We start from the raw sequence: 21,428 nt of genomic DNA, 5'->3' as shown, positions 1-21,428 counted from the left end.
ATAAGATTAGTCTAACAAACAGAATCAGTAAAACCCACTCTTTTTCCAATTGACAGCTATACTGGACTTTTTTAATGGCAAAGCTGAACAGCAATACCGTTGCAACCTGCTTTTCTAATTTCAGTATTCATGCTCCAAATAATTTTATATGCATGGCTTTCTGGTACATTAAGCATTTTTGAAAGTTCCGCTGCAATCATGATAAATCTATTAAAACTTTATTAGAAAAATGGGAGTTTGAAAAAGAAGCATCTGTTTATCTTGATACATCATGGCACCACTGTTAAGTTGTAATTTGCTATTAAGTGTACTCAAAATGCACTCACAAACAAAAAAGAACCCCAAAAGCCTAGAAAGAACAAGGCTTTTGGGGTTTCGTTTTGTTATTCCCACTCGATTGTGGCCGGAGGTTTACTGGTAATGTCATAAACCACCCGGTTAATGCCTTTTACTTCATTGATAATACGGTCGGAGGTACGCTCCAGCACAGGATATGGAATACGTGCCCAGTCCGCAGTCATAAAATCGCTGGTCGTAACACCGCGCAGTGCAATCGTATAATCATACGTACGTCCGTCACCCATAACGCCAACACTGCGCATATTAGTAAGCACTGCAAAATACTGGCTAATTTTTTTAGACAGCCCCGCTTTCGCTACCTCTTCACGGAAAATAGCATCCGCTTCCTGCAGAACTGCAATTTTTTCAGCGGTGATTTCCCCGAGAATACGAATGCCGAGTCCTGGGCCCGGGAACGGCTGCCGCCAGACTAAGTTTTCCGGAATGCCCAGCTGTGTGCCGACTTCCCGTACTTCATCCTTAAACAAGTTCCGCAGCGGCTCAATAATGCCTTCAAAGCCAATATCTTTCGGCAGACCGCCGACATTGTGGTGGCTTTTGATAACCGCCGCATCCCCGGTGCCGCTTTCAACAACGTCCGGATAAATGGTGCCCTGACAGAGAAACTCAATCTTTCCCAATTTACGGGATTCCATCTCAAAGGTACGGATAAAACCCTCACCAATAATTTTGCGTTTCTTTTCTGGGTCCGTTACGCCCTTCAGTTTCTCTAAAAACTGCGGGCCGGCATTGACACGAATCAGGTTCATATCAAACTGTTTCCGGAAAACAGTTTCCACCTGGTCACCCTCATCTTTGCGCAGCATACCATGGTCCACAAAAATACAGGTTAAGTTTTTGCCGATTGCTTTATGCATCAGTACCGCCGCAACGGAACTGTCTACGCCGCCGGAAAGCGCACAGAGCACTTTCTTGCTGCCGACCTTCTCACGAATATCTGCAACAGTCTGCTCAATAAAGGAAGACATAATCCAGTCCCCGCTGCAATCGCATACCTGAAACAGAAAATTGCGCAGAATCTGCTGACCATATTCAGTATGCTCCACTTCCGGATGGAACTGCACAGCATACAGTTTTTCTGAACGATTTTCCATGGCCGCAATCGGGCAGGTCTTTGTGGAAGCGATGGTCTCAAAGCCTTCCGGCACCTCGCTGATGTGGTCTGTGTGACTCATCCAACAAACCGAAGTTTCCGGCACTTCCTGCATCAGCGGGCTCTGCAGATTTTTAACCTGAAACGGCGTTTTTCCATATTCACGCACTTCGCTGCTGCTGACTTTACCGTTTAAAGTATAAGCCATTAACTGAGCACCATAGCAAATACCCAATACCGGAACGCCCATTTCGAAAAGCGCTTTGTCACAGTGCGGGGATTTTTCATCATACACGGACTTTGGTCCGCCAGTTAAAATAATCCCTTTATAATGCTTTTTAGCAAGTTCGGTAACAGGTGTCTTATAACTTTTAATTTCACAGTAAACTTTACATTCACGCACACGGCGTGCAATGAGCTGGCAGTACTGGCCACCAAAATCCAGCACCAGTACGGCCTCATTCTTTACCATCCTGATAGCCCCTTTCTCTTTTGAAATAAAAGGGCGTCAGCACCCGGTTCTGCCCTGTGCTGACGCTTCGATTTTATAAAATTTAGCGGTAGATAATGTCATCGCGGCTGGGACCGTTGGAAATCATCTTAAAAGGCACACCGACCGCTTTTTCCGCAAACTCGATATACTTGCGGCAATTTTCCGGCAGGTCCTCATACTTCTTAATACCACGGATGTCACACTTCCAGCCGGGCAGCTTTTCGTAAATCGGCTTACAGTGTTTCAGCAGTGGTGTCGGCGGGAAGGATTCAATACGCTTGCCGTTCAGGTCATAGGCAACACACACCGGGATTTCGTCCAGATATCCCAGCACGTCCAGCACGGTAAAGGCAACTTGTGTGGCGCCCTGCGCACGGCAGCCATAACGGGTAGCCACAAGGTCCAGCCAGCCCATACGGCGCGGACGGCCAGTTGTTGCACCGAACTCTCCGCCGTCACCGCCGCGGTGACGCAGCTCGTCTGCTTCATCGCCAAAGACTTCACTGACAAACTCGCCGGCGCCAACCGCGCTGGAGTATGCCTTTACAACCGTGATGATATCCTGAATGGCATACGGCGGCAAACCGGCGCCAACCGCACCATAGCCCGCCAGCGTGGAGCTGGAGGTAACCATGGGGTAAATGCCCCAATCCGGGTCCTTCAAAGAGCCAAGCTGGCCTTCCAGCAGAATGGTCTTTCCACCCTGCAGCGCCTCATGCAGCAGTGAGAATGTATCCGCCACATAAGGCTCCAGCATTTCTCTGTACTGCATCAGCTGATTATAAACATCGTCCGCTTTCAGTTCCGGCTGATGATACAGCTCACGGAAAAGGACATTCTTAATCGACAGCACATGGTCAATCTTTTCACGAATGCTGGCTTCATCGTCAAAAAGTTCCGCTACCTGAAAACCAATTTTCGCATATTTATCCGAATAGAAAGGCGCAATGCCGCTTTTGGTAGAGCCAAAAGACTTTCCCGCCAGACGCGCCTCTTCAAAGGTGTCCTGCTGAATATGATACGGCATGACAACCTGCGCGCGGTCAGAAACGACCACGTGCGGTTTTGGCACACCGCGGGACTCCAAACCGGCAATTTCCTGTACCAGTTTTTCCGGACTGAGCGCTACGCCATTGCCGATAACATTGGTGACGTGGTCATAAAAGACACCGGAAGGCAGCTGATGCAGTGCGAATTTTCCATACTGGTTAACAATCGTATGACCCGCATTGCAGCCACCCTGAAAGCGGACAACAAGATCTGCTTTCTCTGCTTCCACATCGGTGATTTTTCCTTTGCCCTCATCGCCCCAGTTTGCGCCAACAATAGCTTTTACCATAAGAGTACTCCTATCCAGCTGCGCCGCTGCAGCCACTTGACAAGTAACAGTATGGTCCTTTTCCTGAACACAGGGATCCGGCCTCTGTCACTGCTCCGTCCACGGCTTATTTAACGAAGCAGAACAGAATTTATTCTACCACATAAATCATCTTTCGTAAACCATTAAACCGTTATGGCCACCGCATCGTCCGGAAACTCCGCATACTGTGCCAGCACCGGCGCCACGGTTTCCTTCAAAAATTCTTCTGTCTGCTGCGGTGCACACCCCACATACTTTTCGGGTTTCACCACTTCCTGTAGCTGCTCCAGTGTGACACCAAAAATCGGGTCATCCGCAATGCGCTGCAGAAGGTCGTTTTCCCCGCCCTCTTCCTTGACAACCTTGCTGGCCGCCATGGAATGCTGCCGAATATGCTCATGCAGCTGCTGACGGTCGCCGCCGCGCTTGACAGCGTCCATCATGATATTTTCTGTTGCCATAAAGGGCAGTTCTCGCTGCAAATGCTGCATAATCACCTTTGGATATACGACCAGACCGTCCGCAACATTGCGGTACAGGTTCAAGATACCGTCCACTGCCAGGAATGCTTCCGGCACAGAAATTCGCTTGTTTGCGGAATCGTCCAATGTACGTTCAAACCACTGTGTGGAAGCCGTCATAGCCGGATTCAGTGCATCGGCAATGACATAGCGGGCAAGGGACGCAATACGTTCACTGCGCATAGGATTGCGTTTATAGGCCATCGCAGAAGAGCCAATCTGCTTTTTCTCGAACGGCTCTTCCACCTCTTTCAAATGCTGCAGCAGGCGAATGTCATTGCTGAACTTCGCCGCGCTTTGGGCAACACCAGAAAGGACATTCAGCACCTGACTGTCCAGTTTGCGGGAGTAGGTCTGACCAGAAACCGGGAAAACACCGGAGAAGCCCATCTTTTCCGCAATCTTGCAGTCCACCGCTTTTACCTTCTTATGGTCCCCGTCAAACAGCTCGAGAAAGCTTGCCTGTGTACCGGTGGTTCCCTTGCTGCCCAGCAGCTTTGCCTTACTCAGCTGGTAGCGCACATCTTCCAAGTCCATCAGAAGGTCCTGCATCCACAGTGTAGCGCGTTTGCCGACTGTAGTTGGCTGGGCCGGCTGAAAATGCGTAAATGCCAGTGTCGGTTGGTCCTTTTCCTTTTCAGCAAACTTCGCCAGCACCCGCAGCACGCTGACAATCTTCTTTTCAACCAGCTGCAATGCTTCCGTCATAATAATAATATCAGTATTATCGCCAACATAGCAGGAAGTGGCACCGAGGTGGATAATAGGCTCTGCCTTTGGGCACTGTACGCCAAACGCATAAACATGGCTCATAACGTCGTGACGGACTTCTTTTTCACGGGCTTCCGCAACGTCATAGTTAATATCGTCCCGGTGCGCTTTCATTTCATCGATCTGCTCCTGCGTAATGGAAAGGCCCAGTTCTTTTTCCGACTCAGCCAGCGCAATCCACAGCCGCCGCCAAGTACGGAATTTTTTGTCCGGGGAAAACAGATATTTCATTTCCTTGTCCGCATACCGCGCAGAAAGCGGCGATTCATACGTATCTTTCAAGTGCAGAGTTCCTCCTTTTACTTTACCCGCTGGATAGGCTTGGTATAATCATACATTTTATCCGCAACGGAAACATTCGGTATTGGCGCGGGGTAATGTCCGGTGAAGCAGGCGTCACAGAAGCCGCCCTCTACACCAAGCATAGGCGCAAGATTTTCCACACGCAGGTAGTCAATCGAGTCAGCACCGCTCATTTTGCCAATTTCCTCAACTGTATGCTGGCAGGCAATCAGGCAGTCCTTGTCCGGAATATCCGTGCCGTAATAGCAGGGCCACCGGAACGGCGGCGAGCTGATGCGCAGATGTACTTCTTTGGCACCCGCGTCCCGCAGGACACTGACCAAACGTGCACAGGTTGTCCCGCGCACAATGGAGTCATCCAACAACACCACACGCTTGCCACGGAAGGCGTGTGGAATCAGGTTCAGTTTCAGCCGAACACTCTTTTCACGCTCTCCCTGTGTTGGTTTAATGAACGTACGGCCAATGTAAGAATTCTTAACAATGCCCTTCTGGTAAGGAATTCCGCTGGCTTCCGCATAGCCAATCGCCGCATCAATACCGGATTCCGGCACACCGATGACTACATCAGCATCCACAGGTTTCTGCTTCCACAGCAGACAGCCCGCACGCTTGCGCGCTTCATAGACATTGATACCATCAATGACGCTGTCCGGCCGTGCAAAGTAAATGTACTCAAATACACACAGGGATTTGTGCCGTCCCGTCGGTTTCTGCACAACGTGCAAACCGTCCCGGTCCGCCATAACAACTTCACCTGGCTCAACGTCCCGCACAAAAGTCGCGCCGCAGGCGTCCAATGCGCAGGTTTCAGAGGCGAAAACGTAGGTCCTCTCCCCTATCCGGCCAATGACCAGTGGGCGGAAGCCGTTGGGGTCACGTGCGGCAATCAGCTTCTGCGGGCTCATAACAACCAGCGAATAGGAACCCCGCAGGTACGGCAGTGTACGTATTACTGCTTCTTCTATGGAAGAAGATGTGACGCGCTGTTGTGCAATGATATAAGCAATCGCTTCTGTGTCGATTGTTGTTTGGAAGATGCAGCCTTTCTGTATCAGCTCTTCGTGCAGTTCGTAGGCGTTGGTCAGGTTGCCGTTGTGCGCAATGGCAATCGTCCCCTTTATATAGCGCATAACAAGCGGCTGTGCGTTTTCACGCACACTGGCACCGGCTGTAGAATAACGTACATGGGCACAGGCCATTTGCCCCAGCAGGCTGTCCAATACCTGCTGGTCAAACGCCTCCGTTACCAGCCCCATGCTTTTGGAAGAAGAAAAAACCCCGCGGTCGTTGGTGACAATGCCGCAGCTTTCCTGTCCACGGTGCTGCTGTGCCAGCAGACCATTGTAAGAAGCGTAAGCGACGTTTACGGAGGCGTCCGGACTGCAAATGCCAAAGACGCCGCACTCTTCATGTGGTTTCTGTTCGTACGCAAATTCATTGAGCAAAAAGGTTCCCCTCCTTGTCAGGTCAGCAAAGCAGGTGCTCCCTGCTTTACAGGCCAATGCGCTTCATAACTTCGGCATAAGCTTCTTCCACACCGCCAAGGTTGCGGCGGAAGCGGTCCTTGTCCAGCTTCTCATGTGTTTTAACGTCCCAGAAACGGCAGGTATCCGGGCTGATTTCGTCCGCCAGAATAATCTGGCCCTTGTAGCGGCCGAATTCCAGCTTAAAGTCGATAAGGTCAATGTTGACGCTCAGGAAGAACTTCTTCATCAGTTCATTGATACGCAGTGCCATTTCCTTAATGGTGTTCACTTCTGCTTCGGTTGCCCAGCCCATAGCCAGAACATGGGAATCGTTGACCATTGGGTCATCCAGAGCATCGGACTTATAGCAGAACTCCAGAACTGGGCACTTCAGTACGCTGCCTTCTGGCACGCCAAGGCGCTTGGAGAAAGAGCCGGCTGCCACATTGCGAATGATAACTTCCAGCGGAACAATCTGCACTTTTTTCACCAGTGTATCGCGGTCGCTGAGTTCCTTGACATAATGTGTTAGGATGCCATGTTTCTCCAACATTTTGAACATATAGTTGCTCATCTTATTATTGACAACGCCCTTGCCAGTGATGGTTCCCTTTTTCTTGCCATTGAATGCGGTTGCGTCATCCTTGTAAGAAACGATGCAGTAATCCAGGTCATCCGTAGCGAAAACTTTTTTGGCTTTGCCTTCGTACAGCTGTTCTGTCTTTTCCATGAAAAATACCTCCGTTATGCTTGAAAATCTATATAAAATTTACGGGAAGGCGAAGGGAAATGTCTGACGGAATGAGTTCCGTTCAGACAAAATTCAGGAATCTGTTGACACTGGTAATATCCACAACACTCAGCTGAGTGGTCTGCACATGACGTGCGCAGGTAAGGAATGCGTTGGCCGTATCCAGAGAAGTCAGGCAGGTAACACCGCACTCCACCGCGGCACGCCGAATGGTAAAACCGTCACGGCTGTGCTGTGCGGTTGTAGTGGGTGTATTGATAATGAGGTCCGCTTTGCCGGAAGTGACCAGCGAAAGCGTATCCCGTTCTCCCTGCCCAATTTTACACACACGGATAGTCGGAATGTCGTGGTCGTTCAGGTAATCAGACGTACCGGCCGTAGCATAAATGGTCCAGCCGAGGTCATATAGGCCCTTGGCAATCGGCAGCACTTCCGGCTTGTCGCTGTTCTTCACGGTGATGATGACACGGCCGTTCTGAATGAGGTGTACACCTGCACCGTAAAATGCCTTAATCAGCGCCTCGTCAAATGTGCGGGCAATGCCCAGCACTTCACCGGTCGACTTCATCTCCGGTCCGAGGTTAATTTCCGCCTCACGGATTTTTTCAAAGGAGAACACCGGCATTTTAACAGCGACATAATCGTGCGGACGCTGCAGACCATACCGATACCCCATTTCCGGCAGCGTCTTTCCGAAGAAAGTATGGACTGCCAGCGGGACAATCGGAATACCTGTTACCTTGCTGATGTACGGCACCGTACGGGAAGAACGCGGATTTGCCTCAATAATGTACACAAGATCATCCTTGACAATGAACTGCACATTGAGCAGGCCCTTTACATGCAGTGCTTTTGCCAGCTGGCGGGTGTAGGAAACAATGGTTTCCTGCGCCTCTTCGCTTAGGCTAATCGGAGGATACACCGAGATACTGTCGCCGGAATGAATGCCGGCACGTTCCACATGCTGCATAATGCCGGGAATGACCGAATCGGTACCGTCACAAACTGCATCTACTTCTACTTCAGTACCCATCAGGTACTTATCCACCAAGATGGGGTGCTCCTGTGCGATACGATTGATAATGCCAATCTGATTGATAATATCCTGGTCCGTATAGGCAATCTGCATGCCCTGTCCGCCCAGCACATAGGAGGGGCGCACCAAAACTGGATAACCCAGTTCATGGGCCGCAGCAATAGCTTCTTCACAGGTAAAGACGGTACGGCCTGCCGCACGCGGAATCTGGCAGGCATTCAGAATCTCATCAAAGCGTTCACGGTCCTCCGCAAGGTCAATGCTGTCACTGGAAGTGCCCAGCACCGGAACACCCATCTGCTCAATGGACGCTGCCAGCTTAATGGCCGTCTGGCCGCCGAACTGGCACACTGCGCCGTCCGGCTTTTCCAGTTGTACAATATGCAGGACGTCCTCTTCTGTCAGCGGCTCAAAGTACAGTTTGTCTGCAATATCAAAGTCAGTGGAAACCGTTTCAGGATTATTGTTGACAATGATGGTTTCATAGCCGAGGTCACGCAGTGCCCAAACGCTGTGCACCGAGCAGAAATCAAACTCAATGCCCTGTCCAATACGGATAGGGCCGGAACCAATGACCATAATCTTCTTACGGTCAGAACGGGGACTGGATTCATTCTGCGTGCCGTAGCAGGAGTAATAATATGGCGTTTCGGCATCAAACTCTGCCGCGCAGGTATCGACCATTTTATAAACCGGATGAATCTTCCAGTCGTCCTCCAGCTTGCGGATTTCTTCCACGGATTTTCCGCAAAGCTCACTGATGGTGCTGTCCAGGAAACCGAAGTTTTTGGCGTGCAGCAGCAGTTCCTGTGTTAACGGCTGTGCCTGCAGGTCATTTTCTGTTTCGACGATTGCCTGCAGTTTGCCGATAAACCACAGGTCAATTTTGGTAATGTCATGAATCTGCTGAACGGGTACATGGCGGCGCAGTGCTTCCGCACAAACCCACAGACGGCGGTCGTCAATATTGTGCAGGCGCTTGACGATTTCTTCATCAGAAAGCTTGGCCAGTGATGGGTCCCGCAGGCTGTAAAGATTCTGCTCCAGGCAGCGTACAGCCTTCATCAGTGCCATCTCAAAGTTAGGGGCAATCCCCATCACTTCGCCGGTTGCCTGCATCTGTGTACCCAGCGTATGGTGGGCACCGATAAATTTATCAAACGGCCACTTTGGAATCTTAACGACACAGTAGTCCAGTGTCGGCTCAAAGCAGGCGTACGTCTTTTTGGTAATGGCGTTCTTAACTTCATCCAGCGTATAGCCCAGTGCAATCTTGCTGGCCACCTTTGCAATCGGGTAGCCGGTTGCTTTACTTGCCAAAGCAGAGGAACGGCTGACACGTGGATTGACTTCAATGACGCTATACTCAAAACTGTCTGGATTTAATGCAAACTGTACATTACAGCCGCCCTCTACGCCCAATTCCGTGATAATATCCAAAGCCGCTGTGCGCAGCATTTGTGTTTCTTTATCTTCCAGTGTTTGACAGGGTGCCACCACAATGGAGTCGCCGGTATGCACACCGACCGGGTCCAGGTTTTCCATGTTGCACACAGTGATGCAGTTGCCGTTATGGTCACGCATAACTTCGTATTCGATTTCTTTCCAACCGGCAATGCTGCGTTCAATCAGTACCTGATGCACGCGGCTGCGCTGCAGGCCAAGGGTAGCGATTTCTTCCAGCTCTTTTTTGTCGGCAGCGATACCGCCGCCGCTACCGCCCAGCGTGTACGCCGGACGGACAACAACCGGATAGCCTATCTTGTCAGCAATCTTAAAGCAGGTGTCCAAGTCTTCCGCCACCGCGCTGTCCGCACAGGGCTGGTCAATGCGCTCCATGGCTTCTTTAAACAGTTCCCGATCTTCTGCCATACGAATGGTGTTGGCACTAGTACCAATCATCTCAACATGGTGCTCTTTCAGAAAGCCGGACTCCTCCAGTTCCACTGCCAGGTTCAGGGCATTCTGTCCGCCGAGTGTCGGCAGAATGCTGTCCGGCTTTTCTTTGATGATGACTTTTTTGACTGTATCCGTTGTCAGCGGCTCAATATAGACCTTATCGGCAATCTGCTTGTCCGTCATAATGGTAGCAGGGTTGGAGTTAATTAGAACGACTTCCACGCCCTCTTCCCGCAGGGCACGGCACGCCTGTGTGCCAGCATAGTCAAATTCGGCCGCCTGTCCAATCACGATAGGGCCGGACCCAATGATGATGACTTTTTTAATTTCCGGACGTTTACTCAAAGCCGCTCACCTCCAAGTACTTTCATAAAACGGTCAAACAAGAATGCCGTATCACGCGGGCCGCCGCAGGCTTCTGGGTGGAACTGCACAGAGAAGCACCGGCCATTCTTATAACGCAGGCCCTCAATGCTGCCGTCGTTCATGCTGACGAAGCTGATGCTGGCGACTGCCGGGTCCACTGTCTTTTCATCTACAACATAGCCATGGTTTTGGGACGTAATATAAACGCGGTTGGTCGCAAGGTCCTTGACCGGATGATTGATGCCACGGTGGCCATACTTCAGCTTATAAGTGTCAAAGCCCTGTGCCAGCGCCATCAGCTGATGTCCCAGGCAAATGGCAAAGGTCGGCACATCCGCCGCATATACTTTCTTTAATTCCGCAATCGCTTTTTTGCACTCTTTGGGGTCGCCCGGGCCGTTGCTGAGCATGATGCCGTCCGGCTTCCACTCCATCACCTGCTCGAAGGCAGCGTCCCACGGGAAACACTTCACGGTACAGCCGTGCGCCACCAGGGAACGAATGATGTTGCTCTTAACGCCATAGTCCATCAGCGCAACTTTCACCGCACCGTCGCCGTACACATTGCCTCCCCGTACACTGACCTGCGGTACACAGGATTCCAGCCGATAAGCCGCAATCTTCTGTTTCATTGCCTGCTGGTCAATGTCTTCCAGCCGGTCGGCATAGGCAATCATGCCGCGCATGGTGCCGCTTTCACGCAGAATACGTGTCAGCGCGCGTGTATCGATGCCCTGCAGGCCCGGCACATGATGTGCCGTAAGATAGCTGTTCAGGTCAATGTCGCAGCGGAAATTGCTTGCCACATTGGAAACGGAGCGGACAATATAAGCCCGCAGCCACGGTTTTGCAGATTCTGCATCTTCATAGCAGATGCCATAATTGCCAATCATGGGATACGTCATGACGACTCCCTGTCCCGCATACGAGGGGTCCGTCAGCAGCTCCGGATAGCCGCACATGGCGCTGTTGAACACTACTTCACATAAGATATCGTGTTCATCGCCAAAACCGGTGCCGGCAAAGGTCGCCCCATTTTCCAGCATCAGCAGTCCTTTCATGAAATCACCAGCCATTTCTATAAAATTCAATTCTGCTTAACAATTTTCGCAGAAGACATCCTCAAGCTTTTTCCGCAGGCAAAGGTTCTTTACCGCGGACAGAACGATTCCCTCAGTCGCGGGCAAAACCTGTCAGGCGGTCTGAGGGAGCTTTTTCATTGATTCATGTGAACTGTTCCACAATACGTTGAACAGCCTTTTCTGTATTTTCGGTTGTATTAAAGGAAGTAAGGCGGAAATAGCCCTCACCATGGGTACCAAATCCGGAACCTGGTGTACCAACAACAGCACAGCGTTTGAGCAGTTCATCAAAGAACTGCCAGCTGGTCAGGCCTTCCGGTACTTTCATCCATACATAGGGAGAATCTACGCCGCCGTAAACGGTAAAGCCGGCGTGCTGCAGTCCCTGCAGAATAATCTTTGCGTTCTTGTGATAATACGCTAAATTCTCACGGACCAGTTTCTGCCCTTCCTCTGTGTAGACTGCTTCCGCGGCACGCTGCACAGGGTAGGAAACACCATTCATTTTGGTAGACTGGTGACGTGCCCACATCTGGTTCAGAGAAGTGCCGCCAAACTGCAGCGCCTTTGGCACAACAGTAAATGCGCAGCGCACGCCGGTAAAGCCAGCGGTTTTGGAAAAGCTGCGGAACTCAATGGCACAGGTCTTGGCACCCTGGCACTCGTAAATGCTGTGCGGCACACCAGGTGTCTGAATAAATGCCTCGTATGCGGCGTCATACAGGATAACCGAACCGTGCAGGTTGGCGTAATCCACCCATGCCTGCAGCTGTTCCTTCGGAATGCTGACACCAGAGGGGTTGTTGGGAAAGCACAGATAAATCATGTCTGGTACCGTTTTGGGAAACGTCGGCAGAAAAGAGTTTTCCTCCATGCAGGGCATATATACAATTTTGCTCCACCCGCTGCCTTCCTTGTAATCACCCGCGCGGCTTGCCATTACGTTGGAGTCCACATACACCGGATAAACCGGGTCGCAGACAGCAACGATATTATCCAGTCCAAAAATATCACCGATGGAACTGGTGTCACTCTTGGCACCGTCGCTGATGAAAATCTCATCCGGAGAAATATCCAGATTCTGATAATCATGCGCCGCGATGGTTTCCCGCAGAAAGCCATATCCGGCTTCCGGACCATAGCCGCGGAATGTTTCCGCGTACCCCATTTCGTCGGCAGCCTTTTTCATGGCATCCACAACTGGCTTTACCAGCGGACGGGTTACGTCACCAATACCGAGCCGCAGAATCTCGCGGCCCGGATTCTCTTTCTGATAAGCGTCCACTTTCTTGGCAATATCAACAAACAGGTAATTTGCAGGCAGTTTCGCAAAGTTTTCGTTCACTTTTACCATTCGTTCAGTTCCCCTTTCTGCAAATAAAAAACATTATTCAAAATAAGGCTGTTATACTTCTACTGTTCCGTCAAAGACAAACGCTGCAGGCCCTTCCAGAAAAACATGACCGGTCTTTTCGTCCCATGTGACCACAAGGTCGCCGCCCAGCAGATGCAGCCGAACCCGGCGCTCTGTTTTATCGTTGAGGACACAGGCAACAACAGAAGCGCATGCGCCTGTTCCGCAGGCCAGTGTTTCGCCGGAGCCGCGCTCCCAAACACGCATTTTGATTTCTGTTCGGCTGATGAGCTGGATAAACTCTGTATTGACACGTTCCGGAAAAATCGGCGCGTTTTCAAAGTTCGGCCCAATTTTCTCCAGATCCAGGCTGTCCGTATCCGGCACAAACAGGACACAATGCGGGTTCCCCATGGAAACGCAGGTAATATGCTGTTCTTTTCCCGCAACAGAGTACGGCACATTCACGGCATGGCTGCCCGGCAGCTGTACCGGAATGTTTTCCGGCTCCAAAACGGGTGCACCCATGTCCACCCGCACGGATTGAACGGCACCATTTTCCACCTGCAGATACAGTGTTTTAATGCCGCTTTGGGTATCTACCCGCAGCGGATTTTTTCGGCAGATGCCGCGGTCGTAAACATATTTGCCAACGCACCGAATCCCATTGCCGCACATTTTTCCGCGGGAGCCGTCCGCATTATACATATCCATTTCACAGTCAGCCGTTTTGCTGGGTTTAATCAAAATCACACCATCAGAGCCAATGCCAAAATGGCGGTCACTCAGGCGAATGCTCAATTTGCCCGGGTCCGTAACCTGCTCCTCAAAACAGTTGACATAGATATAATCATTACCGATTCCCTGCATCTTTGTAAACTTCATGTATTGCCTCCAGCTGTAAAAATAAAGAATGCGGCAAGGCTGCTGTCCGAAAACTGCACCTCCCTGCCGCAAAAATCCGTATTTCTGTCTGTTTGACTGCTTTCCCTATTCTATTCTATTTTGTGTAAGCTGTCAATCATTTTTGCAGGGAAAGTTGCTCGGCTGCCCATTCAGACTGCTGTCGCAGGCTGTGCCTTTCCCTCATTTTGTCTGAAAAACTGCTGTATTTTAGAAAGATGCTGAATTGATTTTGCAGGATTTTACACAATGCTACGCATTTTACAGGGAGTCTTCGGAAAACACACGGTACCTGTCGCCGCCCGCAGGGTGAAATGCTATAAAAATATATGAATACAGTCAATAAATATGGACGTTCTATGAATTTTCGATTGCATTTCCGGTTTTGCTATGGTACACTAAGCAATGGAAAAAAGTTGCCTGGCTTTGTGAAGAAAGCAAACGAACAGGTCATCCTCTGCCAAGGAGAGGACAGAGGAATGTTTACATTTTTCCACACCCTGCCTTTTTGGGGATTGTGCAGGAGCTGTATTGAAAATAAAAGGACAAGACGTCTTCAAGCCATTGCGTGCCTGGAGACGTCTTATCCTTTTATTTATGATATTTCCCGTGATTCAAAATTTCATATGCGCGATAAATCTGTTCACACAGCATGACTCGTGTTAGCTGATGCGGGAACGTCATAGGTGACATAGATAGGCGCATCTGCCCGGCCTGCTTCACTTCCTGCACAAGGCCGTAGCTGCTGCCTATAACAAAGGAAATACGGCCGGCCCCGCGTACACCCGCCTTCTGCAGATAGGCTGCCAAAGATGGCGAATCCATTTCTTTTCCCTCAATACACAGAGGAACGATAACGCCGCTGCCGCAGGCAGCCAAAATTTGTTTGCCTTCCTTTTGCAGGGCAGCCTCTATTTGTGCCGGTGAAGGATTTTCCGGAAGCCGGCTTTCTGACAGTTCGACAATGCGGAACTGTGCAAACGGACGCAGACGCTTTTCATATTCGGCGCAGGCCTGCCGCCAATAAGCTTCCTTCAGTCCGCCAACACAGACAATCTGTACTTTCTGCATTAAAATTCCGTAACCTTTCCCTGGTTTTCCCGTGGGGCAACCTCTAAAAAGAAATCGCGGCCCTGCTGCGCGCCCATCTGTGTCAATGCACACAAACTGGTAGCGTGTGCCAAATCTGGCGTATTATTTTCTTTGCTGAGGTGTGCCAGAAAAATACGCTGCGTGCCGCTGTGCACCAGCCCTGTAACGGCCTGTGAACACGCCGCATTGGAAAGATGCCCACGATTCGACAAAATACGCCGTTTCAGCGGATAAGGATATGGGCCGTTCTGCAGCATACCCACATCATGGTTGGATTCCAACACGACCAGCCCAGCGCCCGTAATATTCTTCTGCACCTCTTCTGAAAAACAGCCGAGGTCCGTGGCAAAGGCAGCGTGACGGCCATCCGCTGTTTCCACACAATAGCCGTATCCTTCTGCGCAATCATGTGAGGTATGAAAAGGCTGTATGTACATATCCGCGCACTGCATACCCTGCTGGTCAATAACTTGATACGGAAATTTCCCATTGAGGATTTTCATCCGGTCCAATGCCTGCAGCGTTCCCGGAGAAGCATATACCGGTACACCCAGTCGACCCGCCAATACCCGCAGGCCCTGCACATGGTCCGTGTGCTCATGTGTAACAAAAATAGCCTGTACCGCCTTCTGCGAAATGCCGCAGGCTTCCAGCTTCAGCGTGATTTGTTTCGCGCTGCGTCCGGCGTCCACCAAAATGCCTTCCGTTTTAGAACCTATGTAATAGCTGTTTCCGCTGCTGCCGCTAAACAATGGACAAAAAATTGCCATAAACTAAGCCTGTCCCCCATCCCACGCAGAAAAGACGGGACTGCGCTGCTGTTTTTCGCCCGCCCCGTCTATTTATTTTCCGCTATATGGTTTTATACTGCTTCCTGCTCGGCCGCGCCGTCCTTTACAGTGACGCGGCGAATATCCGCACCCAGTTCCTGCAGCTTTTCCACAATGTTCTCATAGCCGCGCTCAATGTTGCGAATCTGTTCAATTTCTGTAGTACCTTCTGCCGAAAGGGCAGCAATAATCATCGCTGCACCAGCACGCAGATCCGTTGCCTTCACTGGGGCAGCGGTCAGGTGGTCCACACCCTCCACCACAGCCAAACGGCCGTTTACAGAAATCTGCGCACCCATACGCTTGAGTTCCTCAACATAACGGAAGCGGTTGTCCCACACGCTTTCGTTGACAATGCTGGTGCCGTTGGCGATAGACAACAGTGCCGTAATCTGCGGCTGCATATCCGTTGGGAATCCGGGATGCGGCATGGTCTTGATGTTGCATTTTTCCAGTTTCCCGGTATACCGTACCCGTACGGCCTCATCATATTCGGTAATCTCTAAGCCCATTTCCTCAAGCTTCGCCATAATAGATTCCAAATGTTTGGGGATGACACTGGTGACCGTCACATCACCGTGCGTTGCTGCCCCCGCGACCATGTATGTGCCCGCCTCAATCTGGTCTGGAATAATGGGATAAGTGACACCATGCAGGTGTTTAACGCCGTATACCTTAATGACGTCCGTACCGGCGCCGCGGATATCCGCACCCATGGAATTCAGGAAATTGGCAAGATCGACAATATGCGGCTCTTTTGCCGCATTTTCAATCACTGTCATGCCGTCTGCCTTCACAGCAGCCAGCATAATATTGATGGTTGCGCCGACGGAAACAACATCCAAATAAATGCTGCTGCCAACTAGCTTCGCCGCGGAAACATTGACCATGCCGCCCTCAACTGTATGGCTTGCCCCCAAAGCAGCAAAACCCTTTAAATGCAGGTCAATAGGGCGCACACCAAAGTTGCAGCCGCCCGGCATGGAAACAACCGCATGGTGGCAGCGGCCCAAAAGTGCCCCCAAAAGGTAATAAGAACCGCGCATCTGCCGTGCCAGTTCATCCGGTGCCACATAAGTGGACAACGACCGCGGGTCAATAATTAGCGTAGAGCGATTAATCCAGTGAATATTGACACCCATATCGTGTAAAATGTGAATCATTGCGTTCACATCTGTAATATTGGGAACATTTTCAATTCTGCAAACATCGTCACATAAAAGAACGGCAGGAATAATCGCAAGTGCAGCATTTTTTGCACCACTAATTCGCACTTTGCCTTCCAGCCGTTTTCCACCATTAATTAAGAGCTTATCCAAGTTCCGCCACTCCATTCCATGATAATCTTTCTGCAATCACGCCCGCATGGCTTCCGTTCATAGTATGACGCAAACCTACAATAACTTGAATAAAAAGCTGTGCCATTTTTCACCACTCTGGGCTTTATCTATGGTATGGCTACCGATGCACAGGGCATTTTTTCGAAAGAGCTGCCAAATTCTGTGCCGTATCCATTATATTCATTCTCAATTTAGAATTATGTAAATATACCTTTATGATAATAACGCAAGGAATGGCGCTTGTCAACAGAAAACAGCATGGAGGAACAGACGAAAAAACAGCGCTCCGCCTGCAAAAAACAGACAGAGTGCCGTTTCTTTTTCATGGGAAACAGGTTTTGTGAAAAAAGTCGTTATTTTTACTGATTTGCGGCGGTGGCTGCAGCTGTGCTGATACTTTTTTGATAAGTTTCCAGTGTCAGTTTGGCGGTTTGCTGTGCCGCTTTATCCATCGCCGTAATCTGTTCCGCTGTAAGCTTATTTCCCAAATAGGAAACCGTTTTGGCCACATCAGCATGGACTAGGTTTGTTGGGTTCACTTTTTCGCCGTTTTTATGCACCTCAAAATGACAATGCGCACCGGTGGAATGTCCCGTGCTTCCCACCATTGCAATCAGCTGGCCCTGTGCAACCTTTTGGCCCTGAGAAACCAGCAGTTTGCAGGCGTGTCCGTAAATGCTGCAGTAGCCGTTGCCATGGTCAATAACAACGTAGTTGCCAAATCCGCCCGGGTCGACACCCGAAAACTGCACGGTGCCGCCATCAGCCGCGTAAATTGGCTGTCCCATTGCGTTCTCACCGGAAATATCCAGTCCGTAGTGGAATCTGCCCCACCGCGCGCTATAGCCGGAAGTAACTGTTGTCAGCGTTGGCACCGGCCACAGAAAACTGCCGGTCGCCATACCAACCGCACTGGTTGTCACCGTCTGCGCCTTAGGCTGCTCTTTGGTCCCCTGTTCTGTCACTTCCGTGACAGGGGGCACGGTCTTTTGGCTGATTATTTTGCGGGCTGTTTCCACACCATTGACATACGTTACCTGATACGTTGTTGCCTTCGTTCCGGCTGTGCCCTTTGTTTTCAGAACCCTCTGTCCTTTATTCAAAGAAGCGGAAGGCACTGTCTGTTTCGAATAGGCGATACTGGAAGTTTCCGTTTTGCTGCCAACAGTTTGAATGGAAAGCAGTTTTTTCTGCGGCTCCAGATAAATAACGTCGCCCGGCTGCAGACTTTTCACGTTAAGACCCGGATTGACTGCGGCCAGTCGTGCCGCCGTTACGCCGCTTTTCTTCGCTATTTTATCAATGGTATCGCCGTTCTCCACTGTATAAGTTTTGCTCGCCGTTTTTTCGCCGGAAAGCAGAACCTGCATGGCATTTTCCGTAACGATAACCGATTTGTCATATTGTCCCGGCACAAGCCGGATTTTGTTGAGGATAGAAGCAGTTGTACACCCCGTGTTGGATTCTGCACGGGAAAGAAATGTGTTCAGCATAGACTGCAGTTCGCTGCCGTCCTGAACCGCGCCGATGAAGGTGTTGTCCACATAGACACCAACCGCCTGCTGTTTGACAACCGGTTTATTGATGTTAAGCAAAAGGGATTGTTCCGCTGCCCGATTTGCGGCAGAACTCTCCGTCAGCGCAAAGCGCAGACGGTACTGCTGTGCTGGACGGACCGATGCAAAGTTCTGGGAAAACTGCTGGCCCGCACCGTGCAGCGAAACACTAGCTGTACGTGGTTTTTCCCATGCTGTGTGCGCCGCATAAGCGGCACCCGCTGCCACAAACAAAGCAAGAATCGGAACCAGGAACCGTGCTTTATGCTTCAGCCCATTATTTGCTGTTTTTTCTGCCTTTGGCGGAAAAGAGTCATTCTCAGACAGCACAGGTTTTGTCTGCTGTTTTGGATTGTTTTGCTGCATAGAATTATCCTTTCTGACTTTTTAATGGTTGAATAGAGTATTTGCATTCATTGCTCCTATTATAAGGCAGAGATTACAATTTTGCAATTATTTTTTGTCGACAAAAAGCGCCGTTCTCGACTCTGCTGACGAACTCTGGGACTGGTTTACGGACGGTAAGCCAAATCCGCCGTTTTCCAATTATCGATAACCGGAAGGAAGTTTTCCGCTTCTTTTTTGGCCCCCGCAAGGTTGTGCTCTAAATAGTTGCCGCACTCCGCCTTTTTTGCGCCGGGAATTTCTCCGCTCCAGTCCGCAATTTGGCGGAACGTTTCCGTAATCAGCGCAATGACGTCCGCAGGTTTCATATCCCGTACCAGTAGGTAAAATCCTGTCCGGCAGCCCATCGGACCGAAGTAGATAACCTGATTTTTAAACCGGCTGTTGCGTGCCGCTGTTGCGAACAAATGCTCAATGGTATGCAAACTGCCCTGCTCCAGAAAAGGCGGCTGATTGGGTGTGCGCATCCGAATATCATACGTAGTAATATCCCCGTCAATGCGGGAAGTATAAATTCCGGGTGTCAGGGTATTATGATTGACACAAAAACTGGCAATGCGTTTCATTTTTAAATTTCCTTTCTAACGGATTGACATCATAAAATCAGGACGGGACGCAGGCACAAATGGTTTTTTGTACCTGCGTTACTGTATCCCCGTATAACTGCAAAAAAGTACGGCGGTCCGGACACGCCGGTGTGCCCCAGTCGGCCCCCTGCAGATTGGCATAATCGAAGCCGCCGTCCTCCATAAAGCTATGCAGACAGCTGGACTTTTCGTGTGGGCCTCTGCCCTCTTTATGTTGGAAGAAAATGCGTTTTAGTCCTGTGCGGTCTGTCATTTTTCGGTACCGCCGACGACATTCCGCGGCTGCCGCTTCACAAAGGTCTTGACCGTCCGCATGTCCGGTCAAACTTTCCAGCAAAAATGCGCACAGATGTGCGGTTTGCCGGCAAGCCGTTTCCGACTTTGGCAATGTCCGCACAAGCGGGAACTCCGTAGGCAGCATACCACGCTCATACCGCAGCAAAATGGTGTCCAGTGCGGACTCCTCTTCCTTCTCCCAAACTTCCGTTGGCTGAGAGGAATCCGTACCGGAAAGCTGTACGGCGGCCCAGCGGACAAACGGTGATGCCGCACTTTCTAATTCTGTGCCGCACAAAAAGCCATATACACAGGAGACTGCTGTATCTTCCGAATGCTGGCCGGCATATTGGCACAGCAGCGCGCGCCGCCGCTCCGGCGGCAGAGAACGAAGTGCTTTTGCGCAGTCCTGCAAATTCGATTCACCCGATAAAACTGCCGTTCCCTGTGCACCCCAAAGAAAACTGTTTTCATCAGGTACGGGCAGACCACACGCTTCCAGAGCCGCTTCTTCGCGCTCCGCGAACAGATACTGTACAATCGCTGCAGGCATTGTTATTCCTCCCTTGCCGCTGTTCATTGTAGCATATTCCAGCTAAGAATACCACTATATCCCACTGTGCAGAAATGCCTGCAGGTTTGCCACGTCCGCGGAAAGGTCAAGTGCTTTCAGCAGGCCGCGGAAATCAGCTGGAAAAGGAGCGATTACTGTTTTTTCTCCGCCGGCAGGAGAAAGAAAGCGAGCGCTGCCGCAATGCAGCGCCTGACGGGGAATCCACTTTCGGCTGCCGCCGTAAAAATCATCGCCGGCAAGCGGATGGCCTATGTATGCCATATGCACACGAATTTGATGTGTACGGCCGGTTTCCAGCACACAGCGCACCAATGTATGTTCCTTTGCGCTTCCCACTGCCTGCCAATGCGTGACAGCCGTACGTCCCTGCTGCATCACCTGCTGTCGCGTTTTACTGCCGGATGCTGTACCAATCGGTGCCGAAATGGTTCCGCTGCCGTGAAGAATTCCTTCGCACACAGCCCAATACGTTTTCTGTATGGTTGGCGGTACCGAACAGGCGGTGTAACGGTCTTTGGCCAGCAAAACCAAACCGGTGGTGTCGCGGTCCAGCCGATACAGCGGATGAAAAGACGGTGTTTCTCCTTTCTTTTGCAGATAATCCAGCGTGATATCCCGCAGCGTGCCGGTCAGCTGACCGGCGCGTGCATAGATAATCATACCGGCGGGCTTATCAGCCGCAATAAGGGAGTCGTCCTCATATAGAACAGAAAGCGGTGGTGCGCCGTTCGGATGTACCGCCAGCTTTTCTTTTTCCTGCGGCAGACGCAGCGTAATCACTTCACCGGCGTGCAGTTTGTCCGTAGCAATTTTTTGATGGCCCGCCGCGGTAATGCCGTGCTCCACCCGTTTGCATTGTGCCAGCAGACGTGACGACACGCCGCATGGCCCGCGCAGGAAGCCGCGTACACTGACGCCGTCATAATTTGGCGGTACTGTAAAAGATAACTGACGCATATTTCCTCCACAAAAAAATGCCGCTCCGCAGACGCAGAGTGGCATTGCGT

General features: G+C 50.7%; 16 protein-coding genes. All 16 read right to left on the bottom strand.

The features are described from left to right. Window positions 1-383: 383 nt before the first annotated feature. Window positions 384-1,925, bottom strand: coding sequence for a glutamine-hydrolyzing GMP synthase (gene guaA, locus ACIHKT_RS03270; RefSeq protein WP_086035524.1), 1,542 nt, complete (start codon window positions 1,923-1,925; stop codon window positions 384-386). A gap of 82 nt (window positions 1,926-2,007) precedes the next feature. Further along, complete coding sequence (locus tag ACIHKT_RS03265; RefSeq protein WP_086035523.1) at window positions 2,008-3,285, bottom strand: adenylosuccinate synthase; 1,278 nt, start codon at window positions 3,283-3,285, stop codon at window positions 2,008-2,010. Between the two features lie 164 nt (window positions 3,286-3,449). After that, window positions 3,450-4,880 (bottom strand): adenylosuccinate lyase, encoded by a 1,431-nt coding sequence (gene purB, locus ACIHKT_RS03260; RefSeq protein ID WP_086035522.1) that lies wholly within the window; start codon window positions 4,878-4,880, stop codon window positions 3,450-3,452. A 17-nt stretch (window positions 4,881-4,897) separates the two neighbouring features. After that, entirely contained in the window at window positions 4,898-6,349 is a 1,452-nt protein-coding gene (gene purF, locus ACIHKT_RS03255) for an amidophosphoribosyltransferase (RefSeq protein WP_086035521.1), read from the bottom strand. A 46-nt stretch (window positions 6,350-6,395) separates the two neighbouring features. Further along, entirely contained in the window at window positions 6,396-7,100 is a 705-nt protein-coding gene (gene purC, locus ACIHKT_RS03250; protein WP_174193305.1) for a phosphoribosylaminoimidazolesuccinocarboxamide synthase, read from the bottom strand. 82 nt (window positions 7,101-7,182) lie between these two features. Continuing rightward, window positions 7,183-10,401 carry a carbamoyl-phosphate synthase large subunit gene (gene carB, locus ACIHKT_RS03245; protein ID WP_404352747.1) on the bottom strand — a complete coding sequence of 1,073 codons (3,219 nt, stop codon included), beginning with the start codon at window positions 10,399-10,401 and terminating at the stop codon, window positions 7,183-7,185. Next, window positions 10,398-11,483, bottom strand: coding sequence for a carbamoyl phosphate synthase small subunit (locus ACIHKT_RS03240; protein ID WP_086036831.1), 1,086 nt, complete (start codon window positions 11,481-11,483; stop codon window positions 10,398-10,400). The genes carB and ACIHKT_RS03240 overlap by 4 nt, the downstream gene beginning before the upstream one ends. A gap of 163 nt (window positions 11,484-11,646) precedes the next feature. Next, window positions 11,647-12,858, bottom strand: a complete 1,212-nt coding sequence (locus ACIHKT_RS03235) for an LL-diaminopimelate aminotransferase (RefSeq protein WP_086035518.1) — start codon at window positions 12,856-12,858, stop codon at window positions 11,647-11,649. Between the two features lie 51 nt (window positions 12,859-12,909). Further along, on the bottom strand, window positions 12,910-13,743 hold the full coding sequence (gene dapF, locus ACIHKT_RS03230; RefSeq protein ID WP_086035517.1) for a diaminopimelate epimerase: 834 nt from the start codon (window positions 13,741-13,743) through the stop codon (window positions 12,910-12,912). 609 nt (window positions 13,744-14,352) lie between these two features. Further along, window positions 14,353-14,832 carry a 23S rRNA (pseudouridine(1915)-N(3))-methyltransferase RlmH gene (locus ACIHKT_RS03225; RefSeq protein ID WP_086035516.1) on the bottom strand — a complete coding sequence of 160 codons (480 nt, stop codon included), beginning with the start codon at window positions 14,830-14,832 and terminating at the stop codon, window positions 14,353-14,355. After that, window positions 14,832-15,623 carry an MBL fold metallo-hydrolase gene (locus ACIHKT_RS03220; protein ID WP_086035515.1) on the bottom strand — a complete coding sequence of 264 codons (792 nt, stop codon included), beginning with the start codon at window positions 15,621-15,623 and terminating at the stop codon, window positions 14,832-14,834. The genes ACIHKT_RS03225 and ACIHKT_RS03220 overlap by 1 nt, the downstream gene beginning before the upstream one ends. A 92-nt stretch (window positions 15,624-15,715) precedes the next feature. Continuing rightward, entirely contained in the window at window positions 15,716-17,002 is a 1,287-nt protein-coding gene (locus ACIHKT_RS03215; protein WP_174403153.1) for a UDP-N-acetylglucosamine 1-carboxyvinyltransferase, read from the bottom strand. 380 nt (window positions 17,003-17,382) lie between these two features. Beyond that, window positions 17,383-18,945 carry a peptidoglycan DD-metalloendopeptidase family protein gene (locus ACIHKT_RS03210; RefSeq protein WP_086035513.1) on the bottom strand — a complete coding sequence of 521 codons (1,563 nt, stop codon included), beginning with the start codon at window positions 18,943-18,945 and terminating at the stop codon, window positions 17,383-17,385. A 146-nt stretch (window positions 18,946-19,091) separates the two neighbouring features. Continuing rightward, a complete protein-coding gene (locus ACIHKT_RS03205; RefSeq protein WP_086035512.1) occupies window positions 19,092-19,550 on the bottom strand; it encodes an S-ribosylhomocysteine lyase in 459 nt (152 codons plus the stop codon). Between the two features lie 37 nt (window positions 19,551-19,587). Then, a complete protein-coding gene (locus ACIHKT_RS03200) occupies window positions 19,588-20,400 on the bottom strand; it encodes a hypothetical protein (RefSeq protein ID WP_174403152.1) in 813 nt (270 codons plus the stop codon). A 54-nt stretch (window positions 20,401-20,454) separates the two neighbouring features. Then, the gene (locus ACIHKT_RS03195; protein ID WP_157658911.1) at window positions 20,455-21,378 is read right to left on the bottom strand and encodes an RluA family pseudouridine synthase; all 924 of its coding nucleotides are present in this window, start codon (window positions 21,376-21,378) and stop codon (window positions 20,455-20,457) included. Between the last annotated feature and the right edge of the window lie 50 nt (window positions 21,379-21,428).

This window comes from Caproicibacterium sp. XB2, from assembly GCF_044880635.1.
In the GTDB taxonomy this organism is placed as follows: Bacteria; Bacillota; Clostridia; order Oscillospirales; family Acutalibacteraceae; genus Caproicibacterium; species Caproicibacterium lactatifermentans.
This window is presented reverse-complemented; position numbering and strand designations above follow the sequence as displayed.